At 38.9% G+C, this 19,509-nt stretch carries 25 protein-coding genes; 15 read left to right on the forward strand and 10 right to left on the reverse strand.

Annotated elements, in window-relative coordinates:
- From B0183_RS04145 to B0183_RS04160, 4 genes are all read right to left on the reverse strand, one after another.
- On the reverse strand, positions 1-294 hold a 294-nt coding region (locus B0183_RS04145), incomplete at its 3' end, for a transposase (RefSeq protein ID WP_131826760.1).
- 99 nt (positions 295-393) lie between these two features.
- A complete protein-coding gene (locus B0183_RS04150; protein ID WP_078208372.1) occupies positions 394-1,323 on the reverse strand; it encodes a hypothetical protein in 930 nt (309 codons plus the stop codon).
- A 23-nt stretch (positions 1,324-1,346) separates the two neighbouring features.
- A complete protein-coding gene (locus B0183_RS04155; RefSeq protein WP_078208373.1) occupies positions 1,347-1,946 on the reverse strand; it encodes a histidine phosphatase family protein in 600 nt (199 codons plus the stop codon).
- Between the two features lie 10 nt (positions 1,947-1,956).
- Positions 1,957-3,408, reverse strand: a complete 1,452-nt coding sequence (locus B0183_RS04160; RefSeq protein ID WP_021119254.1) for an SLC13 family permease — start codon at positions 3,406-3,408, stop codon at positions 1,957-1,959.
- Between the two features lie 111 nt (positions 3,409-3,519).
- Here B0183_RS04160 and B0183_RS04165 point away from each other — a divergent pair, with 111 nt between their 5' ends.
- From B0183_RS04165 to B0183_RS04195, 7 genes are all read left to right on the forward strand, one after another.
- Positions 3,520-4,416 carry a LysR family transcriptional regulator gene (locus B0183_RS04165; RefSeq protein WP_021118535.1) on the forward strand — a complete coding sequence of 299 codons (897 nt, stop codon included), beginning with the start codon at positions 3,520-3,522 and terminating at the stop codon, positions 4,414-4,416.
- A gap of 144 nt (positions 4,417-4,560) precedes the next feature.
- Positions 4,561-5,241, forward strand: coding sequence for a DNA mismatch repair endonuclease MutH (gene mutH / locus B0183_RS04170; RefSeq protein WP_021111309.1), 681 nt, complete (start codon positions 4,561-4,563; stop codon positions 5,239-5,241).
- Between the two features lie 86 nt (positions 5,242-5,327).
- On the forward strand, positions 5,328-6,056 hold the full coding sequence (locus tag B0183_RS04175; RefSeq protein WP_021111310.1) for a TerC family protein: 729 nt from the start codon (positions 5,328-5,330) through the stop codon (positions 6,054-6,056).
- Positions 6,057-6,158: 102 nt separating this feature from the next.
- The gene (locus B0183_RS13095) at positions 6,159-6,362 is read left to right on the forward strand and encodes a CidA/LrgA family protein (protein ID WP_016528366.1); all 204 of its coding nucleotides are present in this window, start codon (positions 6,159-6,161) and stop codon (positions 6,360-6,362) included.
- Between the two features lie 12 nt (positions 6,363-6,374).
- On the forward strand, positions 6,375-7,004 hold the full coding sequence (gene thiQ / locus B0183_RS04185) for a thiamine ABC transporter ATP-binding protein (protein WP_021114284.1): 630 nt from the start codon (positions 6,375-6,377) through the stop codon (positions 7,002-7,004).
- Positions 7,005-7,067: 63 nt separating this feature from the next.
- On the forward strand, positions 7,068-7,787 hold the full coding sequence (locus B0183_RS04190) for an SPOR domain-containing protein (RefSeq protein ID WP_021111312.1): 720 nt from the start codon (positions 7,068-7,070) through the stop codon (positions 7,785-7,787).
- Between the two features lie 16 nt (positions 7,788-7,803).
- Positions 7,804-8,124, forward strand: a complete 321-nt coding sequence (locus B0183_RS04195; protein WP_005713919.1) for a DUF2322 family protein — start codon at positions 7,804-7,806, stop codon at positions 8,122-8,124.
- 76 nt (positions 8,125-8,200) lie between these two features.
- Here B0183_RS04195 and tolA read toward each other — a convergent pair whose 3' ends face one another.
- The 3 genes from tolA to exbB are packed head-to-tail and all read right to left on the reverse strand — an operon-like array spanning position 8,201 to position 9,837.
- On the reverse strand, positions 8,201-8,956 hold the full coding sequence (gene tolA, locus B0183_RS04200; RefSeq protein ID WP_021111313.1) for a cell envelope integrity protein TolA: 756 nt from the start codon (positions 8,954-8,956) through the stop codon (positions 8,201-8,203).
- On the reverse strand, positions 8,956-9,342 hold the full coding sequence (gene exbD, locus B0183_RS04205; protein ID WP_010787138.1) for a TonB system transport protein ExbD: 387 nt from the start codon (positions 9,340-9,342) through the stop codon (positions 8,956-8,958). The genes tolA and exbD overlap by 1 nt, the downstream gene beginning before the upstream one ends.
- A gap of 42 nt (positions 9,343-9,384) precedes the next feature.
- A complete protein-coding gene (gene exbB, locus B0183_RS04210; protein ID WP_021111314.1) occupies positions 9,385-9,837 on the reverse strand; it encodes a TonB-system energizer ExbB in 453 nt (150 codons plus the stop codon).
- A 173-nt stretch (positions 9,838-10,010) separates the two neighbouring features.
- On the opposite strand from exbB, the gene glpE reads away from it, so the two are divergent.
- The 8 genes from glpE (at position 10,011) to B0183_RS04250 (ending at position 16,845) form a co-directional block, all read left to right on the forward strand.
- Positions 10,011-10,337 carry a thiosulfate sulfurtransferase GlpE gene (gene glpE / locus B0183_RS04215; protein WP_021111315.1) on the forward strand — a complete coding sequence of 109 codons (327 nt, stop codon included), beginning with the start codon at positions 10,011-10,013 and terminating at the stop codon, positions 10,335-10,337.
- Between the two features lie 61 nt (positions 10,338-10,398).
- Positions 10,399-11,454, forward strand: a complete 1,056-nt coding sequence (sohB, locus tag B0183_RS04220; protein WP_021117818.1) for a protease SohB — start codon at positions 10,399-10,401, stop codon at positions 11,452-11,454.
- A 218-nt stretch (positions 11,455-11,672) separates the two neighbouring features.
- Positions 11,673-12,647: a tRNA dihydrouridine synthase DusB gene (dusB, locus tag B0183_RS04225; RefSeq protein ID WP_078208374.1), complete on the forward strand. Its 975-nt coding sequence runs from the start codon at positions 11,673-11,675 to the stop codon at positions 12,645-12,647.
- A gap of 19 nt (positions 12,648-12,666) precedes the next feature.
- Positions 12,667-12,963, forward strand: coding sequence for a DNA-binding transcriptional regulator Fis (gene fis / locus B0183_RS04230; protein ID WP_005713908.1), 297 nt, complete (start codon positions 12,667-12,669; stop codon positions 12,961-12,963).
- A gap of 311 nt (positions 12,964-13,274) precedes the next feature.
- Entirely contained in the window at positions 13,275-14,048 is a 774-nt protein-coding gene (gene ubiE, locus B0183_RS04235) for a bifunctional demethylmenaquinone methyltransferase/2-methoxy-6-polyprenyl-1,4-benzoquinol methylase UbiE (RefSeq protein ID WP_021111318.1), read from the forward strand.
- A 2-nt stretch (positions 14,049-14,050) separates the two neighbouring features.
- On the forward strand, positions 14,051-14,674 hold the full coding sequence (locus B0183_RS04240; protein ID WP_035523990.1) for a ubiquinone biosynthesis accessory factor UbiJ: 624 nt from the start codon (positions 14,051-14,053) through the stop codon (positions 14,672-14,674).
- Positions 14,674-16,323, forward strand: coding sequence for a ubiquinone biosynthesis regulatory protein kinase UbiB (ubiB, locus tag B0183_RS04245; protein WP_078208375.1), 1,650 nt, complete (start codon positions 14,674-14,676; stop codon positions 16,321-16,323). The genes B0183_RS04240 and ubiB overlap by 1 nt, the downstream gene beginning before the upstream one ends.
- Before the next feature lie 57 nt (positions 16,324-16,380).
- On the forward strand, positions 16,381-16,845 hold the full coding sequence (locus B0183_RS04250) for a YchJ family protein (protein WP_035493624.1): 465 nt from the start codon (positions 16,381-16,383) through the stop codon (positions 16,843-16,845).
- 44 nt (positions 16,846-16,889) lie between these two features.
- Here B0183_RS04250 and tilS read toward each other — a convergent pair whose 3' ends face one another.
- Genes tilS through B0183_RS04265 form a run of 3 tightly spaced genes read right to left on the reverse strand, consistent with a single transcriptional unit; the run spans position 16,890 to position 19,446 of the window.
- Positions 16,890-18,158 carry a tRNA lysidine(34) synthetase TilS gene (gene tilS, locus B0183_RS04255; RefSeq protein ID WP_078208376.1) on the reverse strand — a complete coding sequence of 423 codons (1,269 nt, stop codon included), beginning with the start codon at positions 18,156-18,158 and terminating at the stop codon, positions 16,890-16,892.
- Between the two features lie 8 nt (positions 18,159-18,166).
- Positions 18,167-18,601 (reverse strand): D-aminoacyl-tRNA deacylase, encoded by a 435-nt coding sequence (dtd, locus tag B0183_RS04260; protein WP_035519232.1) that lies wholly within the window; start codon positions 18,599-18,601, stop codon positions 18,167-18,169.
- Positions 18,598-19,446: a virulence factor BrkB family protein gene (locus B0183_RS04265; RefSeq protein WP_021114288.1), complete on the reverse strand. Its 849-nt coding sequence runs from the start codon at positions 19,444-19,446 to the stop codon at positions 18,598-18,600. Before B0183_RS04265 ends, dtd begins: the two co-directional genes overlap by 4 nt.
- Positions 19,447-19,509: the final 63 nt, after the last annotated feature.

The raw sequence follows: 19,509 nt of genomic DNA on the forward strand, positions 1-19,509 counted from the left end.
GGTTTGGTTTTTCTTGATAAGTTGCGGTTCAAAGGTGCCGTCACGGTCACGAGGCGTCTCAATTTCTATCTCACCTTCATCACAAATGACGGTCTTAGATGTGTAACCGTTACGTGCATTTTTACCTTTTCTAGGCTGATGTTTTTCATAACCAAGATGGTCGGTCAGTTCACCATTTAACGCAGCCTCGACGGTGATTTTCTTGAGCATCCGTGAAAATTGATTGAGGTCTTCTGGTGTTTTTAGGTTTTTGGCAAATTCCGCTGCCAAGGCGTGAAGTTGTTTTTCGTTCATAATAAAATACCTGTGTCTGAATGTATTATCTCAGAAACAGGTATTTACACAAATTGTGGGAGAGGCTCAAACAAGCATTTTTTTTAACAATAGAAACTATTATTTGTCTTTGGTAGCAGTTGCACCAATAACTCCTTTCCAATTATTTTGAGGGGTATTTGGTCTTGAATCCTCATTTTTCGCTTCTCCTAATAAAATTTCGCCACTTTTGCCATATAAACCACCTTTAAATTCCCCTGCGGGTGTTCGTTTATCTTTCAAATATAAACGAGTGAAAATAGAACCATTTTCACTAACATTTGTTTGATTAGTAGTTAAATCGTTTCCATTCACACCATAAATACTAATTAAAATTGATTTATTCGTATGTCTATAGGTTGCTGTAACATCAGCCTCTTTAGCTTGTTCAGGAGCAGCGTTGAGAGCATAGTACATTTTTCCTTGATAAGATAAATCGTGAGTTGGACGAGTTTTGGCATCTTCTCTCGCGGTCACTTCTAGTAAAGCCATATATTTGCGTTCAACATCTTGCTCATCAGGCTTATATGGATTTGGTTTTGTTTTACTTAATGTCGCATAACCATAATATCCAACCAAATTTCCATCGGCATCTCGTAACGTATTCATTTTACTATTATTTGAATTGCTACCATTGACTGGAGCTAGCTTGATTTCTTTGCCTTCAAGGGTAATACTCACCCAATTGCTCGCATCGTAATAACCACCATTTTTCGAGAAGCCCTGCCAAATATCTCGATCACTCAAATTTTGAGAGGGAGGCTCTATTTTTTCCTTAGATTGCTTACCAACAATTGGCTCTTTTATTTGCTTATCCTCTTTTGCTTCGGGAGCTTTGCTAGCATTATTTTTATCCAAAGATTGGGGGTTATTTTCACTTACTTGTTGATTAGTAATAGGATTTTCTGTTTTATCTACAGCTTGCTGATGACCACCACTTGAACCACCACCACAAGCTACTAAGATGCAACTAGCAAGTAATGTAATACTAAGTTTTTTTATTTTGTTCATATTTGTCTCCTCATCGATTTTAGTTAGTCTGCAACATCAATATCAGGTGACATTCCACCTAAATTATACGCTTCTAATTTCACAGGGCTATTTGGCTCAAAATTAAAAATCGTTACAGTACCTTGTGTTGCAGGTAGTAAGTGATTTGCAGAAAGTGAAACGAAGCTATGGCAAGCGGCTCGAATAACACCACTATGTACAACTGCTAGAACATCTCCATTACTCTCTTTCACCCATTTTATCAGTGTTTCTGATGCTCTTTGACAAAATTGATGCCAATTTTCTCCGCCTTTAGGTGTGTAATCACCTCTTCTCCAAGCGTGGTACAGTTCAGGATTTTCGTCAATTAACTCTTGCTTTTTACGTCCAGACCATTCACCCATATTGAGTTCTCGTAATCCTTTATCTTTAATAGGATCTTGAAAACCAATGATTTCCGCTGTTTGTACTGCTCTACCTAAGTCTGAAGAAATCACCGTTTTCGGAGATAATTGTTGAATTAACGGTTTTATTGCATTTGCTTGAGATATTCCTCGTTTTGATAAAGGGGAATTATAATGTCCTTGCAAGCGTTTTTCAATATTCCATAACGTTTCGCCGTGGCGTAGTAAAATCAATCGCATATCAAACTCCTTATAACCCATAACCAAGCACTTGGAACCAAGTAAATACAGAAATTGAGATAACTACAGCACTAATAAAACAGGTTATCAGTCCGTATTTCATTTGATCTATTACGCTAAAATACCCCGTAGCAAAATAAATCGTGTTTACTTTTGAATGTGGTGGTAATGTCACGGTATAAGTTAAGGTAAATGATGCTGCAAGAGCCAATGTCACAGGATCCATTCCCAAAGTTTTTGCAAGTGCAATAATTGACGGAATTAAAATTGTCGTTCTTACAGTTTTACTGGTAAAAATTAAGTGTCTGTACATACAGACGAAGATGACTACAACATAAACCAATGAATGGTTCATCTTTTCTAATCCTAAACCTTCCACGACATTTCCCATAATCCATTGAGCCCCTTTAGTGCTTTCCAGAGTATTTCCTGCCGCATAAGCTCCAGCAGCAAAAAGCATTAAGTCCCATTTAATTTTTGCTTCATTCCAAGTCAATAAGTCAACTTTTGGTAGCAAGCAAAGTACTGCAGCAATTACCGCTGTCATATAAACACTGACTTCAAAACCAAACCAACCCTTTTGATAATCTTCCGTAGCCCATAGGAACACCGCAGTAAAGAAAATCGCCATTGCTTTTTTCTCATCAAGAGTGAGTTTGCCAAGTTTAGAATACTCTGTTTGTAAACGTCCTAAGGCTTCACTAAAATTACTCTCTTTTTTCATTGAAAATAATTTAAAACCAATCAGATAAGCCAAGAACATACTCAGCAGTGCAGTCGGAAAAGAAGCAATAAGCCAGTCAATATAACCAATATCTGCTCCTGTTTGATTATTAATAAAACCAACAGCAATAATATTTGCCGCAGTTCCTGTCATTACCCCTGATGTTGCAATAGCATCGGCTTGCACACCTTGTAACATCATCAACTTACCAAAATTACTTTCACCTGGGATTACTCGATAGATTTCAAGCAAAATCATACAGATCGGCACCATTAAGGTTGCTCGAGTAGTGGTTGATGGCACAAAGAAAACAAGCACAAAGTTGATTAAAATAAGTACGAACAATGCTTTTTTCGATGTTTGCCCAAAATGAGTAATCATCCATAACGCAAACCGTCTTGCGATATTGGATTTAATCATTGCTGACGTTAGGACAAATGCAGATACCATTAACCAAATTACATCGTACCCAAGAGTAGCAAAAACTGCTTTTTCTTTCGCTACGGTATGTGTTAAAGGTAATAAAATGATGACTATTAACGAAGTGAGATAAATAGGTAATGAACCACAAACCCATAAAACCAAAGCACTGCAGAAAATAGCAATCGCTTTTTGCCCTTCAATAGTTAGCCCTTCAGGGGTAGGCATAAACATCAATCCAAACAACACAATTAGAGCAAGAAGAATACCGATTTTTTTCAGAACTCCTTCTTTGTTTTTTGTATTAGAAGTATTCATAACTTTCTCCCAAATGAATGAATTTATTTTCGACACATTATAGGGATTTGAAACTATTTTAATAATTGTGTTATTATATAAAAATCATAAAAATTATTTATGGAGAAGCCTATGAACTTACAACAACTAAAAGCCTTCGTGGTGTTGTCTGAATGTTTGAGTGTCACTGAAACTGCAGAAAGACTATTTTGTACTCAACCCTCAGTGAGTATTAAGATAAAAAATCTTGAACAATCATTAGATACGGTTCTTTTTGAGCGGATCAATAACCGCCTTTTTTTAACCGAACAAGGCAAGATATTTCGCCAATATGCGTTGAAAATTCTTCAATTACTTGAAACTGCTCAAGAACATATTCATCAATATGATGATCCAAATTACGGTAAAATTACCTTTGGTGCTAGCCATTTTGTTGGAGCCTATTTGTTGCCAAAAGTCATTGCAAGATACAAGCAAATCGCTCCAAATGTCGAAATTCGAATGGATATTCTCCCTTCTCAACAGCTTATCCAACGTTTAGAAAACCACGAGTTAGAATTTGCAATTATGTCTGACCAAGTTTGCTTTGAGAATAAAGAAAAAGAGTATGTTAGTGAAAGTTTTTTCGATGACGAAATGGTATTAATTGCTTCATCAACACACCCATTTTCTCAGTACAATAACGTTGATTTTAATGCTATTTTAGAAGAAACCCTGATTATCAAACCAAGTCAATCAGAAACAAGTAAATTTTTACTGAAACATTTAGATGAAAGTGCAATAAAAAAATTAAAAACTTTAGAAATCAATAATTTAGAAGGAATTAAACATTGTGTTCTTAATCAGCTCGGCATTGCTATTATTTCAAAATTAGCTGTAGAGCAAGAGCTTAAAAGAGGAGAGCTGAAAGAGATCAAGCTCAGTAGCCATCAATTTATTCGAGGGATTAATTATATTCACCATAAATCTCGCATACTCTCGCCTGCGACACATAATTTTTTACAAACTTTATTTCAACTTAAATACTAAGAGTTCTCGATGAAAATATTGTTAGTAAAATATGGTAAAATGAAAAGCATTATATTTGAATAACTAGCGGTCGGTTCAGATAAAAAATTTGCAAATTTTTATGATCAAGTGACCGCTTATTTTCGCATAAGAGATCGCACTTCAATGCAACTTGCCACCCATTCCACCACAGAAACAGAGCTTCTCGCTAAAGCCCAATGGCTCGCAGGCTTTACCCTAGGGGAAATTGCCGAACAGTTGAATATGGTTGTACCGCCTGATTTACGTCGAGATAAAGGGTGGGTAGGTATGCTTATTGAAACGGCGTTAGGGGCAAAGGCTGGCAGCAAGCCTGAACAAGATTTTGCCCATTTAGGCATTGAGTTGAAAACCATTCCTGTCAATGAAAAAGGATTGCCGTTAGAAACTACCTTTGTCAGCCTTGCACCTTTAACGGACAATCACGGTATTGTATGGCAAACGTCACATGTTAAACATAAATTGCAACGGGTTTTGTGGATCCCAGTCGAAGGTAAGCGGTCAATTCCCCTTGAAAAAAGGCATATCGGACAGCCGATTTTATGGTCGCCGTCACCCCAACAAGAACAGCAGTTACAACAAGACTGGGAAGAGTTAATGGAACTGATTGTGCTTGGACGTTTAAATGAGATCAATGCTCGTTTAGGAGAAGTGCTTCATTTGCGTCCAAAAGGGCGAAATAATAAGGCGTTAGCAGGGGCCGTAAATCAATACGGTGAAAAAATTCAATCATTGCCACTAGGGTTTTACTTGCGTAAACAATTTACCGCAGAGATTTTACAAAATTTTTTGCATGCGCCCCTTTAATTTTGCCACAGCTCTCTATATGATGTGCAACTTTTAGTTCGGCAATTTTTGCCGATGTTATGTCTAATTTTATCAAGGATCTTTCTATGTTTGAGTGGATTGCCAGCCCAGAAGCGTGGGTTGCTCTCTTTACCTTAGCAGCGTTAGAAATCGTGCTAGGTATTGATAACATTATTTTAATCAGTATTTTAGTTTCTCGTTTACCTGAAAAACAACGCCAGTCAGCGCGTATTATCGGCTTGGGCTTAGCGATGGCAACTCGTATTCTTCTCTTGCTTTCATTAGCGTGGATGATGCGATTAGTCGATCCGCTCTTTACGATTATGGATAAGCCGATTTCAGGACGTGACCTGATTTTATTCTTCGGGGGCTTATTCCTAGTCGTTAAAAGTGCAATGGAACTGATTGAAGCGGTTAAGGGCGAAGCACACGATACTGAAGGCAATACAAGTAAGAAAGCGAATTACTTTATGATCCTTATCCAGATCGCTGTTTTAGATATCGTATTCTCGCTAGACTCCGTTATCACTGCAGTTGGTATGGCAGATGATATTCCTGTTATGGTGATTGCAATTATGATTGCTGTGGGCGTGATGATGTTTGCCGCAAAACCAATCGGGGATTTCGTTGATCATAACCCAACCATTAAGAATTTAGCACTTGCATTCTTAATCTTAATCGGTATCGCATTAATGGGTGAAGGCTTTAATATCCCTATTTCAAAATCAGCGATTTACACCGCAATGGGCTTCTCGGTGATTGTGGAATTTATCAACATTAAAATGCGTAAAAACCAAGAAAGATATCGGAAATAAATCATAAAAGCTCTCCAGATTAGGGGAGCTTTTGTATTATTAATATATGCACTTCCTATAAGTAGGTATACATTAATTGCAAGAAAATAAAAGAATTAAACTATGTTAATTAAATTATTACGCTTTATCATAGCAATTACAATACTATTTTTACTACTTTACTTGGGTAAGGTGCTCAGCCCATTAATACCGATTCGTATTCCTGAAAGCATTCTAGGAATGTTAATGTTATTTATTTTGTTTGGAACCAAAATAATCAAAGTGAGCAGTATCAATACCGAGATGTACAATGTTGAATACAATTAATGAGATACACACGTGATTTATATAAATGTTGAATTTGATTACCCTGAAATGCCAATGCAGTTTCAACTCAATGTAAAAAAAGGGGAACGCATTGCGGTGATTGGTGAAAGTGGTGCAGGCAAAAGCACTTTGCTTAATCTGATAGCAGGTTTTGAAAAAGCGGATCGTGGTGAGATTTTACTCAATGGGGAAAATCATTTTGCTACTGAACCAGCCCAACGCCCTGTGTCGATGTTATTTCAAGATAATAACCTTTTTCCACATTTAACGGTTGCTCAAAATATTGGTTTAGGGCTAGTTTCTCGTTTGCATTTTGATGCTACACAGATGCAACAGATTACACAAATTGCAAAGCAGATGGGCATTGCTGAACTCTTAGAACGCCGTTCGGATTTATTATCGGGCGGACAAAAACAGCGTGTGGCGTTGGCTAGAACCCTACTTAGGGATAAACCGATTTTGTTGTTAGATGAACCCTTTTCTGCCCTTGATCCGCAAAAGAGAATAGAAATGCAACAACTTGTGGTGGAATTATGCCAACAGAAACAGCTCACGTTACTAATGGTCACACATCAGCTGGAAGATGTAAGTAAGTTGTGTGATCAGGTGGTCGAAGTGAAACAAGGGCGTTTGATTTACTAGTCAAAATCTAATTTTTTCAGTAAGATTAAAGATTATTTTATATCGGATTTAAAAGAGGTTATTGTGCCAAATCGTGATTATGCTGTTCGCTCTAAAGCCAAAAAAGGTGGAAATACTGCACTGATCTTAGCAGTGATTATTTTATTATTGATGGGAAGTGGGTTTGTTCTCTGGTTTTTAAAAGAAAGCAACCCAACCACGCCTGTAATGCCGACACAAATGGCACCATCACAGCAACCTAAAAGTACATTGCCGACCCCACCGCAGGAGGTATATAGCTACATTCGAGATTTAGAAACCAGAGAAGTTCCTGTGGATAAAAATTCTAAATTAGCACAATTAACCAAAGAGCAAGAACTGGCAATTCAGAAACAAAAAGAAGAGCAGCAGTTAAGCCAAACAGCAACATCTGATCCAGTCGCAAATACCTCGATAGCAACAGAACAAAAACAAGAGCAACAACAAGAAGTTAGTGAAGCAAAACCAAAACAAGAAGCACTCCAAAAAACACAAGAACAGGCAAAAAATATTACAACGGCAAAGCCTGCTTTAGAGCAACCTAAGAATGTCGGAAAATTTGGTTTACAATGTGGTGCATTTAAAAATAAAGCTCAAGCAGAAAATATGCAGGCCCGTTTAGCTATGGCTGGTTACAATGCTCGTATTAATAGCAATGGTGAATGGAACCGCGTTGTTGTTGGTCCAGTTGGAGATAGAGCTAAAGCAGCGGCAGCATTATCTAATGCTCGCAGTGTAGCGGAATGTGTTATTATTGGTATGTAGTTAAAAAGGAAACAAAATGCAATTTAAAGATTATTTAGCGACATTCCCTAGCATTGAACATTTGTCAGGCTTATCTATATTGGATAGACAAGGGAATATCATTCACCATATTCCTGCTATTGAAGGTAAATTAGGTTCATTAAAACTGTATAATGCACTTGCAGAAAGATTTAGTCAGCAGCTGAATGTTAAATCTGCTCAGCAAGGAATTATTTGGTTTGCTGAGCATGTTGAAGATGCAACTCAACATCCAGGGAAACACCCGAATATTGACTTATTATTTAATATTGTTGAACAAAAATTAGAGTTGACATTAAAACCTATTACTAATGGATAAAAACTTATCATTTATGAGTTACTTAACTTTACAGCTCTTATTTTCATAAAGTCGTAGCAGGTATAGTAGACAAGCATTATTGCACAGAAAACTTCACCGGCACCGTTAGCGATGTAGGGAAACCTGCTGGAGGAGGCGAGTGCATTTTTGTGCTTTGAGCCGCTTTCATTGCTGCCGCATCCAAGTTGCTATTCCCTGACGAATTAATCACTTGAACATTGATCACTTGCCCTGATGACGATAACTGGAATGACAAGGTTACTGTCCCTGTTTTTCGCATCATTTTCTCTCTTTGAGGATAAGCATTGTTAGCTCTTTGCTGCAACGTCCGTTGTAATTGGGCTTTATAAGCGTTAATTTCCCCACCACTTGCTGAGCCACTATTTACAGTGCCACTACCTTTTGGTGAGCCAGTCACAATACCCTCTTGATTTTTTGCACCTTGCACCGCACTCGGAGTTGCTTTTGCTACAACACCTTGTTTAGCTTCAGCACCTTTTTCAATAGCTTTTACTGGAGGTTTCTCTTTCGGTTTTGGCTTTTCTTTTGGTTTTTCCTTTGGCTTTGGTGGCTCTGGAACAGGTTCAGGAATAGGCTCAGGCTCTATGACAGGCTCAGGTTTCTTAACTTCTTCCTCAACGGGTTCTTCCGCTGCCACAGCCACTTGTTCTTGCTCTAAACGTGCCGCCAACATTTCCATTGAGATACTGGAAACTTCCTCTGTTGCAGGTAATGGTTTTTGAGTATGGATAATCCCAAACACCGTCGCAAATAGCGTACCGTGTAAGGTGAGAGAACCGATTAATCCGATACGGGAGTGACGTTTTTTCATTACTTACTATTCTCTTTTTTCGTCACAATTGCTACATTTTTGATTTCATTTGCAGCCAGAAGGTCGGTTAGTTCAACAAATTTTTCAAAAGCAACGGTCGCATCTACTTTCAAGGTCACCTTTTGGCTTTTATCCCAAGTTGCTATTTCTGCGTTCAGTTCTTCTTTAGTGATCGGTTTATCATTGTAGAAAAATTCATTATTTTCAGTAATAGTGAGCAGTTTTGCCAATTCATCAGCCTTCATTGCTTGTGTAGTAGAGGCTTTCGGCACATTTACTTGAATTTTACCTTGCGAGATAAAAGAGGCAGTAACCAATACAATCGCCAATAACACCAACATAATGTCGATGAATGGGATAATGTTTATTTCGTCAAATTTTTTCATTATATCCTCGTCGCTTGTCAAATTTTGGCAGAAAGTGACCGCTTAGGCTTTAGCTTTGCGAGCTTCAAGGGCTTGCCATTTTAATTTGTTTTCTTCGACTTTACGTCCAAAGCCGTTATAAAACATCATTGCAGGAATGGCGACTAAGATACCGACAGCAGTTGCTTTGAGGGCTAAAGAGAGATGCACCATAATAGAGGCAGCATCAATATCCCCGCCAGAATGACCGAGTTCATAGAATGTTAATAAGATACCGACAACAGTACCAAGTAGTCCGATATAAGGGGCGTTTGAGCCGATAGTTGAGATAGTGGTGAGGTTAGCAGTGAGATCGATTTCTAACTCTTGCAATGTTTCGTAATCTTTGACTTCTACTTTCTTATAGAATAGAACTCGCTCAATGATTTTAGCGAACAAAATAACACTCATAATCGCTAATAAACCTAAGATAATATAGTCGATGTAGCTTTGTAAAAATTGAAATAGTTGATCCATTGAAAATTCCTATCATATAAAGAAAGAAAATGCGTATAGAAGCATACGCATTTGATAATAGTTCCTATTATATAAAAGTGAGTTGAAATTTCAACTGCTGTAATAGCTTATTGTTTATTTACAATTTTGTGTTTAATGCTATATTCTTCCGACTTTTTAATGAAGGAAAGAATATGGAAGAAACATTTACAGAAATTACCCCACAACAGGCGTGGGAAATGATGCAAAATGAAGACGCTGTTTTAGTGGATATTCGTGATATGGTAAGGTTTAGTCATAGTCGTCCTCAAGGTGCATTTCACTTAACAAATCATAGTTACGGCAAGTTTTTAGATGAATATGATTATGACGAACCTGTGATTGTGAGTTGCTATCACGGGGTGAGTAGTCGTAATACAGCTCAATACCTTGTCGAGCAAGGTTTTGAGCGTGTATATAGTGTCAAAGGTGGTTTTGAGGGCTGGGTTAGAGCTGAATTACCGATTGAATTAGGCTACTAGGCTAACAAGCGCTTGGATTAGATGGGAAGAATTAAACATATTTCATAAGAGAGAACAAATTATGTGGAAAGAAATCTTACTTAATTACGGTATCTTTTTGCTGGAGTTATTGACGGTCTTTGGCATTGTTGCCGTTGTGATAATGCTGATTTTAGAAAGTCGTAAACAGCCAGAATCAGGCTCAATTACGCTGACTAATTTAACTGAGAAATACCAAGAACAAGAAAAAGCACTTGCAAGTGCCTTTTTAAGTGAAGCTGAGTTAAAACATAAAGAAAAACAAGAGAAAAAAGCAGAAAAAGAGAAAGCGAAAGCAGAAAAGAAACGCTTAAAAGAGGGCGGAGAAAACCCTGAGGCAGAGAAATCCCGTTTGTTTGTCTTGAACTTTCAAGGGGATATTCAGGCGAGCGGTGTATCTGCTTTACGCAAAGAAGTTGATGCCGTACTTGCTTTGGCAAAACCAGAGAAAGATCAGGTTTTGTTAAAGCTAGAAAGTCCAGGAGGCGTGGTTCACGGTTATGGTTTAGCGGCTTCCCAATTACAACGTTTGAAAGATAAATCCATTCCTTTGACTGTGGCGGTAGATAAAGTGGCTGCAAGCGGTGGGTATATGATGGCGTGTGTCGCTAACAAGATTGTATCTGCCCCTTTTGCTGTAATTGGCTCTGTTGGCGTGGTAGCTCAAGTACCTAATATTCACCGTCTATTGAAAAAACACGATATTGATGTTGATGTGATGACAGCAGGTGAATACAAGCGAACAGTGACATTTGTGGGTGAAAATACCGAAAAAGGCAAACAGAAATTCCAGCAAGAATTGGAGGAAACTCACCGCTTGTTTAAACAATTTGTTGCTCAACATCGTCCTCAGTTAGACATAGAAAAAATTGCGACAGGTGAACATTGGTTTGGGCAACAAGCAGTTGAATTTAACCTTGTTGATGAACTCTCTACTAGTGATGATCTCATTTTAGATGCGGTAAAATCGCAAGACGTGATTGAAGTGAAATATCAACAAAAGAAAAAATTATCGCAACGTGTGGGAGAGCAAATTGAGTCGAGCATTGAGAATGTAGTGATGAAATGGGCGAATAAATCTCGTTCACCACTTTTATAGATAACAATTGTTTGATTAATTTTAAATTTTCATTAAATTGTCGAATAAATAGACTTCCCAAATGGCGAAAAAATGCGTATTATACGCGTCCCTGAGTTAGTAGGCGATAATGATGCTGAACACTGAATAAAGGTTGTGAAGTACGGTTTTACACCGTACTTTTTATTTGGATATCGTTTAGGTTAAATTTGTACTAAAAATAATCAATGGATAAGTCGATGCGAATTGGTCAATATGAAATAAAAAACCGTATTTTCCTCGCGCCGATGGCAGGGATTACAGATCAACCTTTTAGAAGACTGTGTAGCCAATTAGGTGCAGGTTTAACTTTCTCAGAAATGATGTCCACAAACCCTGATGTATGGCATACCGAAAAATCGAAATTGCGTTTATCGCATCATCACGAAATCGGTATTAATGCTGTACAGATTGCGGGATGTGATCCCACTGAAATGGCAGAAGCAGCAAAAATCAATGTCGCTTACGGAGCTGAAATTATTGACATCAATATGGGATGCCCAGCGAAAAAGGTGAACAAAAAAATGGCAGGCTCTGCCCTTTTACGCGAACCTGATTTAGTTGCCCGTATTTTAGATGCGGTCGTTAATGCTGTTGATGTGCCTGTAACGCTAAAAATTAGAACAGGTTGGGATCCTGAGAACCGAAATTGCCTAGAAATTGCCAATATAGCTGAACAAGCGGGTATCTCAGCTTTAACTATTCACGGACGCACTAGAAGTTGTCTATTTGAAGGTGAAGCAGAATACGACAGCATAAAGGCAGTTAAACAAGCGGTTTCGATTCCTATTATTGCCAATGGTGATATTACCTCTGCGGAAAAAGCAAAACAGGTTCTTGACTATACACAAGCTGATGCTGTGATGATCGGTCGAGGCAGTTTAGGTCGCCCTTGGTTATTTTCGGAAATCGGCAAGTTTTTCGAGAAAGGAGATCTCGTTTCGACATTATCACTTAATGATAAGTGCCAATTAATGTTACAGCATATTGAAAACCTACATCAGTTTTATGGTGAAGAAAAAGGTTATCGAATTGCGCGTAAACACGTTGGCTGGTATGTCGAACAGCTTAAACCAAATGCAAATTTTAGACGTACTTTTAATGCCCTTGATTCGACGAAAGAACAGTTAAAGGCGTTGGAAGATTTTGTAAAATCGATTCGTGAAGAATCTTAATAAGTTGGATAAAAGGACAATGTTAGAACAACAACCGACACAAAACCCATTAACAGTATCAATGTTAAATGCACAAGCTCAACAAGTAGATAGACCACTTCGTGAAAATGTAAAACAAGCGGTTCGTAACTACTTAAGAAATTTAGATGGTCAAGATCCAACTGAATTATATGAGTTAGTTTTATCTGAAATTGAACACCCAATGTTAGATATGGTTATGCAACATACTCGCGGTAACCAAACTCGTGCAGCCACAATGCTTGGTATTAACCGTGGTACATTGCGTAAAAAATTAAAAAAATACGGTATGGGTTAATTTTTTTGTAAACTAAATCATATCATTGAATCTGCACTTTAATCGTTAGGTTTAGTCTCTAACATAATAAAGTGCAGATTTTTTATTTATAGAGTGTGAGATTAAGTCGATATCCTTCTTTGCGCTATTTTTGCTTGATTTCATTAATAAAGTGAAATATATAGAATAATGTTATTACTACTAAGGCAGAAAAGGATTAACATTAATATACTGCGAAATGGTAAGTTCGTAATTTTTTAGCAAAAAATTAAGGAAATCTCACCGCTTTTTTGATATGGTACGCCTTAATTTTTTCTCATGAGAACGAAACAATGAACGACGCTCAACAATCTCAACAACCACAATCAGAAACCACCTATTTTGGATTTAAAACCGTTGCCAAAGAAGAAAAACAGCAGTTAGTCGCCAATGTGTTCCATAGCGTTGCAGGCAAATATGATTTAATGAATGATCTGCTCTCTTTTGGTATCCACCGCGTGTGGAAGCGTTTTACCATTGATTGCAGTGGCGTGCGAAAGGGACAGAAAGTGTTGGATTTAGCAGGGGGAACAGGGGATTTCACCGCTAAATTCTCTCGTATTGTTGGCGAAACAGGCGAAGTTGTCCTTGCTGATATTAACAGTTCAATGTTGGAAGTAGGGCGTGAGAAATTGCGGAATTTGGGCGTTGTCGGCAATGTGAATTATGTGCAAGCGAATGCAGAGTGCTTGCCGTTTGCGGATAACACCTTTGATTGCATTGTGATTAGCTTCGGTTTGCGTAATGTTACTGATAAAGATAAGGCGTTACGTTCGATGTTCCGTGTGTTGAAACCGGGCGGACGTTTGCTGGTGTTGGAATTTTCTAAGCCGATTATCGATCCGATTAGCCAAGTTTATAATTTCTATTCATTTAATATTTTGCCGAAAGTGGGCGAAGTGGTTGTCAATGATGCCGATAGCTATCGCTACCTTGCCGAATCTATTCGTATGCACCCGAAACAAGACGAGTTAAAGGGAATGATGGAAAATGCAGGGTTTGAAAATGTCGGTTATTACAATTTAAGTGCTGGGATTGTAGCATTACATCGTGGGTACAAATTTTAAAAATGAAAACGTTATTACAACAGTTGATGTTACCGCAATTTGCGTTAGGGGCATTGGAAACGGCGTTTAATCATTTGATTGAACGTTCACCCCAAACATCGCCTATGTTACGCAAACTTGCAGGGAAAATTCTTAAAATTCAGTTAAATCAACCGAATATTATACTTTTTGTAATTTTCAGTGAAAACCGTGCGGATTGGCTGGCGAATTATGAGGGTGAAGTGGATTGTGCCGTGAGCCTTGATGCGACAGCTCTTCCAAAACTGGCGGATAAAAGTAAACTGAGTGAGTTGATTAATAATAAAACACTGATTTTGACGGGTGATATTCAAGTATTACAGCATTTTTCACAGTTACTTGACGAGTTGGAAAAAGATCCTGCGGAATTGCTCTCACGTTTTATCGGTGATGTACCAGCTCAGGCTTCAACGGATTTCGCCAAGGGTATTTTTACCAAGGTGAAAAATCAGTTTGTGCAAGACAGTCAGCACCTTGTCGATAACTTGACGAACGAACGCCCTGTGTTTGTTCATCGTTTGCAAGTGGTTGATTTTTGCGATCAGGTAAAAGAGTTGGAACAGCAAGCGGTACGGTTAGAGCAAAAATTTGTAAAATTGGGAATATAATGAACATCAAAAACCTGCGTCGTCTTTATCACATTATCCACACCTTTCTTCGCTATGGTATTGATGAGGTTATTCCAGATATTCCGCTAACACGGGGGATCCGTTGTGGGCGGAAGTCGTTATTTTGGGTAAAAAATCAATATCCGAATGAGCCTTTCGGCGTGCGTTTACGCCTTGCGTTGCAAGAGCTTGGACCTGTATGGATTAAGCTGGGGCAGATGCTTTCGACTCGTCGAGATCTGTTTGAACCTGAGTTGGCAGATCAGCTTGCGTTGCTACAAGATTCTGTTGAAGCTTTTGACGGAAAACTGGCTCGTCGTTTAATTGAAGAGGCTCTAGCCGATAAGTTGGAAAAGTGGTTTGATGATTTCGATGAAACCGCTTTGGCTTCTGCGTCTATTGCTCAAGTGCATACGGCAAAATTTAATCAAAACCAACCGCTTGCAGGTAAAGAGGTGGTATTAAAAGTCCTTCGCCCAGAGATTGATTGTGTGATTAAGGACGATTTAGCCTTGATGTACCGCTTGGCGAGTTGGATTCCACGTTTAAATAAAGAAGGCAGACGTTTACGCCCTGTGGAAGTGGTGCGTGAGTATGAAAAAACGTTGTTGGACGAACTCGATCTTCGCAAAGAAATGGCGAATGCTATCCGCTTGAGTAATAATTTTGAAAACAGTGAAATGCTCTATGTACCTGAAATGTATCAAGATTTTTGCCATAAAAATGTGATTGTGATGGAACGGATTTATGGTATTCCTGTGGCAAATATTGATGAACTCAAAGCCAACGGCACAGATATGAAACTGCTTGCAGAACGTGGTGTGCAAGTGTTTTTTACGCAGGTTTTCCGTGATAGCTTTTTTCACGCCGATATGCACCCAGGTAACATTTTTGTGAACCCAAATCACCCTGAAAATCCACAATATATCGGGATTGATTGCGGTATTGTCGGCACTTTAAATCAGAACGATAAACGCTACCTTGCCGAAAGTTTTGTTGCTTTTTTCAATCGTGATTATCGCCGAGTTGCGTTGATGCACGTTGAGTCAGGTTGGACACCGTCGGATACCGATATTGATGCTTTTGAGGAAGCCTTTCGAGAAGTCTGTGAGCCGATTTTTGCTAAACCCCTTTCGGAAATTTCGTTTGGACACGTTTTATTGAATTTGTTTACTGTTGCTCGTAAATTCAATATGGAAGTACAGCCACAATTGGTGTTATTGCAAAAAACATTGCTTTATATTGAAGGATTAGGCAGACAGGTTTATCCGCAGTTAGATTTATGGCAAACCGCTAAGCCGTTTTTGCAAGATTGGTTGAATGAACAAGTGGGCTTTAAGGCTATGTGGCGAGATCTAAAACAGCGAGCTCCGCAATTTAGGGAGCATTTTGCCGAGTTCCCTGAAGCGATGTTTCAAGCCTTGCAACAACAAAAACAGATTAATTTCCGTTTAAATGAAATCAATCAAAGCCTGAAAGCACAGCGTAATAACACGGGCTTTTCCCGTTTGATGATTTTAGGCGTAGCGATTGCAGGTACCTTTTGGAAGTTTGAAACGTTGCCGTTGTGGGTGAGTGTGCCGTTGTTAGTTATTGAATTCCGTATATTAATATGGTGTATGAGTTTTAGTAATAACAGTTACTCATAATGTTTTCCTATAAATAAAGATATTAAGTTAGATAGAGAGCTTTTTAAAGATTTTGTTATGTTTTATGTTTGTCCTTGCCAATCAAAACTAGCATATGATGAATGCTGTAAACCATTTCATTTTGCTCAAAAACTGCCTATTACAGCCGAAGAATTGATGCGTTCTCGTTATTCTGCTTACACCAAAGTTAATATTGACTATATAGTTAGAACGACACTCCCTGCTCAGCAATCATTGCTTGACCTAAAAGCAATAAAAGATTGGAGCCAAAAGACTCAGTGGATAGGTCTTGATATTATTTCTAACCAAGAAAATGTGACTAAAATTCATAGTATTGTTGAATTTAGGGCTTACTTTAATACAGAAGATGGTGTGCAAATTCATCATGAATGTTCTCTTTTTGTAAATGTAGATGATCGTTGGTATTTTTTTGATCCAACAGTTCCTATGCCTGCTATGAAAAAATTGTGTATTTGTCGATCTGGGAAAAGATTCAAGGATTGTTGTGGCCGTTGGATATGATTCTTCGAGCAATCCTATTTTTGTAACTATTTTGTGAAGAATGACTAGATTTTTAAAATTGCTATTAATACTTGTTTATAAAAGATAATTGGCACACGTCCCCGTAACCACACGGGGATACGATTTTCCTGCCAAATCTTTTTCATCTCTTCTCGATAGGTTTTGCCGTAACACTGCACTTTGCTTGGATAGCGGTTGGTTAGGCGAAGTGGGGTTTGTTGTAACGCTTCTGGCAATAACAAGCGGTGAGATTTGCCTGATATTTTGTAAATAATCTCTGTGCCGTTGCGTTGAACAATGCCAATAGAGGTGGGCAGTTGAATTTCTTCACTTTGTGGTGGCAGTTCCAAGTCAAAATCATCTGTCTCTGCTTGAATAGGGGTAATGAAGATCTGCTGTTGGTAACGGCGAATAAGGTGTTGTTCAAGTTTGACCTGCGGATTTTTATCGGCTCTTGCCAAAATGAGATGTTGGATAATCTGTTCCAGTTGAGCCACGCTTGGCATTGCAAGGTGAGCCTGTGCCAGCCACAAACGGACAAGCTGTTGTTGCTTTAACAAAGAAAAATGCTCAAAGCCTGTGATGTCTAAACCGCCATTTTGTAGCCGACTAGCCAGTTCGGGGTGTAGCAATTCTTCAATCAGTTGTTGTTGCTCGGCACAATGCTGGCTTGAGCGTGCCACCATTTGATTAAACTGTTGCCAACGTTGATTGAGCAAAGGTAACGCCGTTTGACGTAGGAAATTGCGGTCAAAATCAGTGTTGAAGTTGCTTTCATCTTCAATCCATTCCAGTTGATGTTGTTCAGCATAAGCGAGAATGTCGGTTTTATTGAAGCTGAGAAGCGGTCGGAAAATCGCAATATTTTGCAAAAAACTGACCGCTTGCATTGCCCCTAGCCCTTGAATACCGCTTCCTCTTTTTAAGGCAAGGAAAAAGGTTTCAACTTGATCGTCAAGATGATGTGCGGTTGCCAACATTTCATTCCGTTGAATATGCTGTTGAATGACTTGATAGCGTGCTGTTCGAGCATTGGCTTCCAGCCCTTGCTTGCCTTGTACTTGAACCTTGCAGACAGTCAAAGGGATTGCCCACTGTTCACAAAGCTGTTCACAGAATGTTGCCCAGCTATCTGCATTTGGGCTTAAGCCGTGATGGATATGAATTGCCCTGAGTTTAAGGTTAAGGGCTTGTCGAGCCTGTGCGAACAGATGCAGTAAGACTGCCGAATCCACCCCACCGCTTAAACCGATGAAGAAAGCGGTCTGATTAGGGCAATGCTTTGCAAGTTGTTGCTGGAACTGTTGGTACATTGCCGTGCCTATACTTGTAGCCAAAAGGTGACAGGCCCATCGTTCTGTAAGCTGACCTGCATATCGGCGGCGAACCGTCCTGTTTGGATATGGATTTTGAGTGCCGCTTGCTGATGAAAATAGTCGTAAAGTGCTTGAGCAAGTACTGGGGTTGCCCCACGAGAGAAGCTAGGGCGTAGACCTTTTTGGGTATCGGCGGCAAGGGTAAATTGGGAAACGACTAATAAACTTCCCCCTGCTTGCTGAACGTTTAGGTTCATTTTGCCTTGTTCATCGGCAAAGATACGATAGTTCAAGACTTTTTCCAGTAAGCGATCTGCCTTAGCCTGATCGTCACCTTGCTCAACACCTAATAATACTAATAGTCCCGTTGAAATTTCGCCGACAGCCTGGTTATCTACTTCCACTTTCGCCCATTTTACTCGTTGAATTAATCCGATCATTCTCTGTCCTCCGTTAATGGATTTGCTAATTCGCCAGCCTTGATCATTTCCATATCTTTTAATACAGAAGCAAACTGCCCCCCTAGTAATACCACTCGCCAGCTTAGGTGGATCCAAACAATCATAATCGGAATCGTGGCTAACGCACCATAAATTGCCTGATATGATGGGAAAGTGGTGATATACCAGATGAAAATTTGTTTACCCAGCGTAAAGAAAACTCCAGCAAATAAAGCCCCCACCGCAGCGTGTCTAAACTTCACTTGGGTGTTAGGTACAATAAGATAAACCAAGGCAAACAGCAACCAAGTTAAGACAAAAGGAATAAATTTAAGCAGGTGGTGGCTAAAAGAAAACAGCCCGTCTTGGCTAAACATTTCCAACGAGAAAATATAAGAGCTGATGGCAATGCTCGCTCCAGCAAAAATCGGGGCAAAAATCAGCACAGCCAAATAGACAACGAAAGAGAGTATCACTGAACGTTTTTTCGTATTATGCCAAATTTCGTTAAGGGCATTATCAATGCTCGAAATCAACATCACCGCCACCACGACTAAACCGATGATACTGATGATCCCCATTTTCTTTGAGTTATCGACAAACATCTCGAGATATTGCTGAACCATATTCCCTGCACTTGGGGCAAAGTTATCGTACACCAGCTCTTTTAACTGTGCGGTGGCTTGTTCAAAAATCGGTAATAGCGTAAACACCGAAAACACCACCATAATCAGAGGTACGAGAGAAAGCAACGTGGTATAAGTCAGATACCCTGAATAGACCGCAATTTTGTTTTGTTGAAAGCGGTGGATAAAGAGTTTAAAAAAGAAGATAAGATTTTTCATATTATTTCCCCTTAAGATGGGGAAGTTTAGCATAGCTTAATGGCTTGTGGCATATTCTGTTGG

Origin of the sequence: Glaesserella parasuis (assembly GCF_002015085.1) — a bacterium.
GTDB classification, from domain to species: Bacteria; Pseudomonadota; Gammaproteobacteria; order Enterobacterales; family Pasteurellaceae; genus Glaesserella; species Glaesserella parasuis.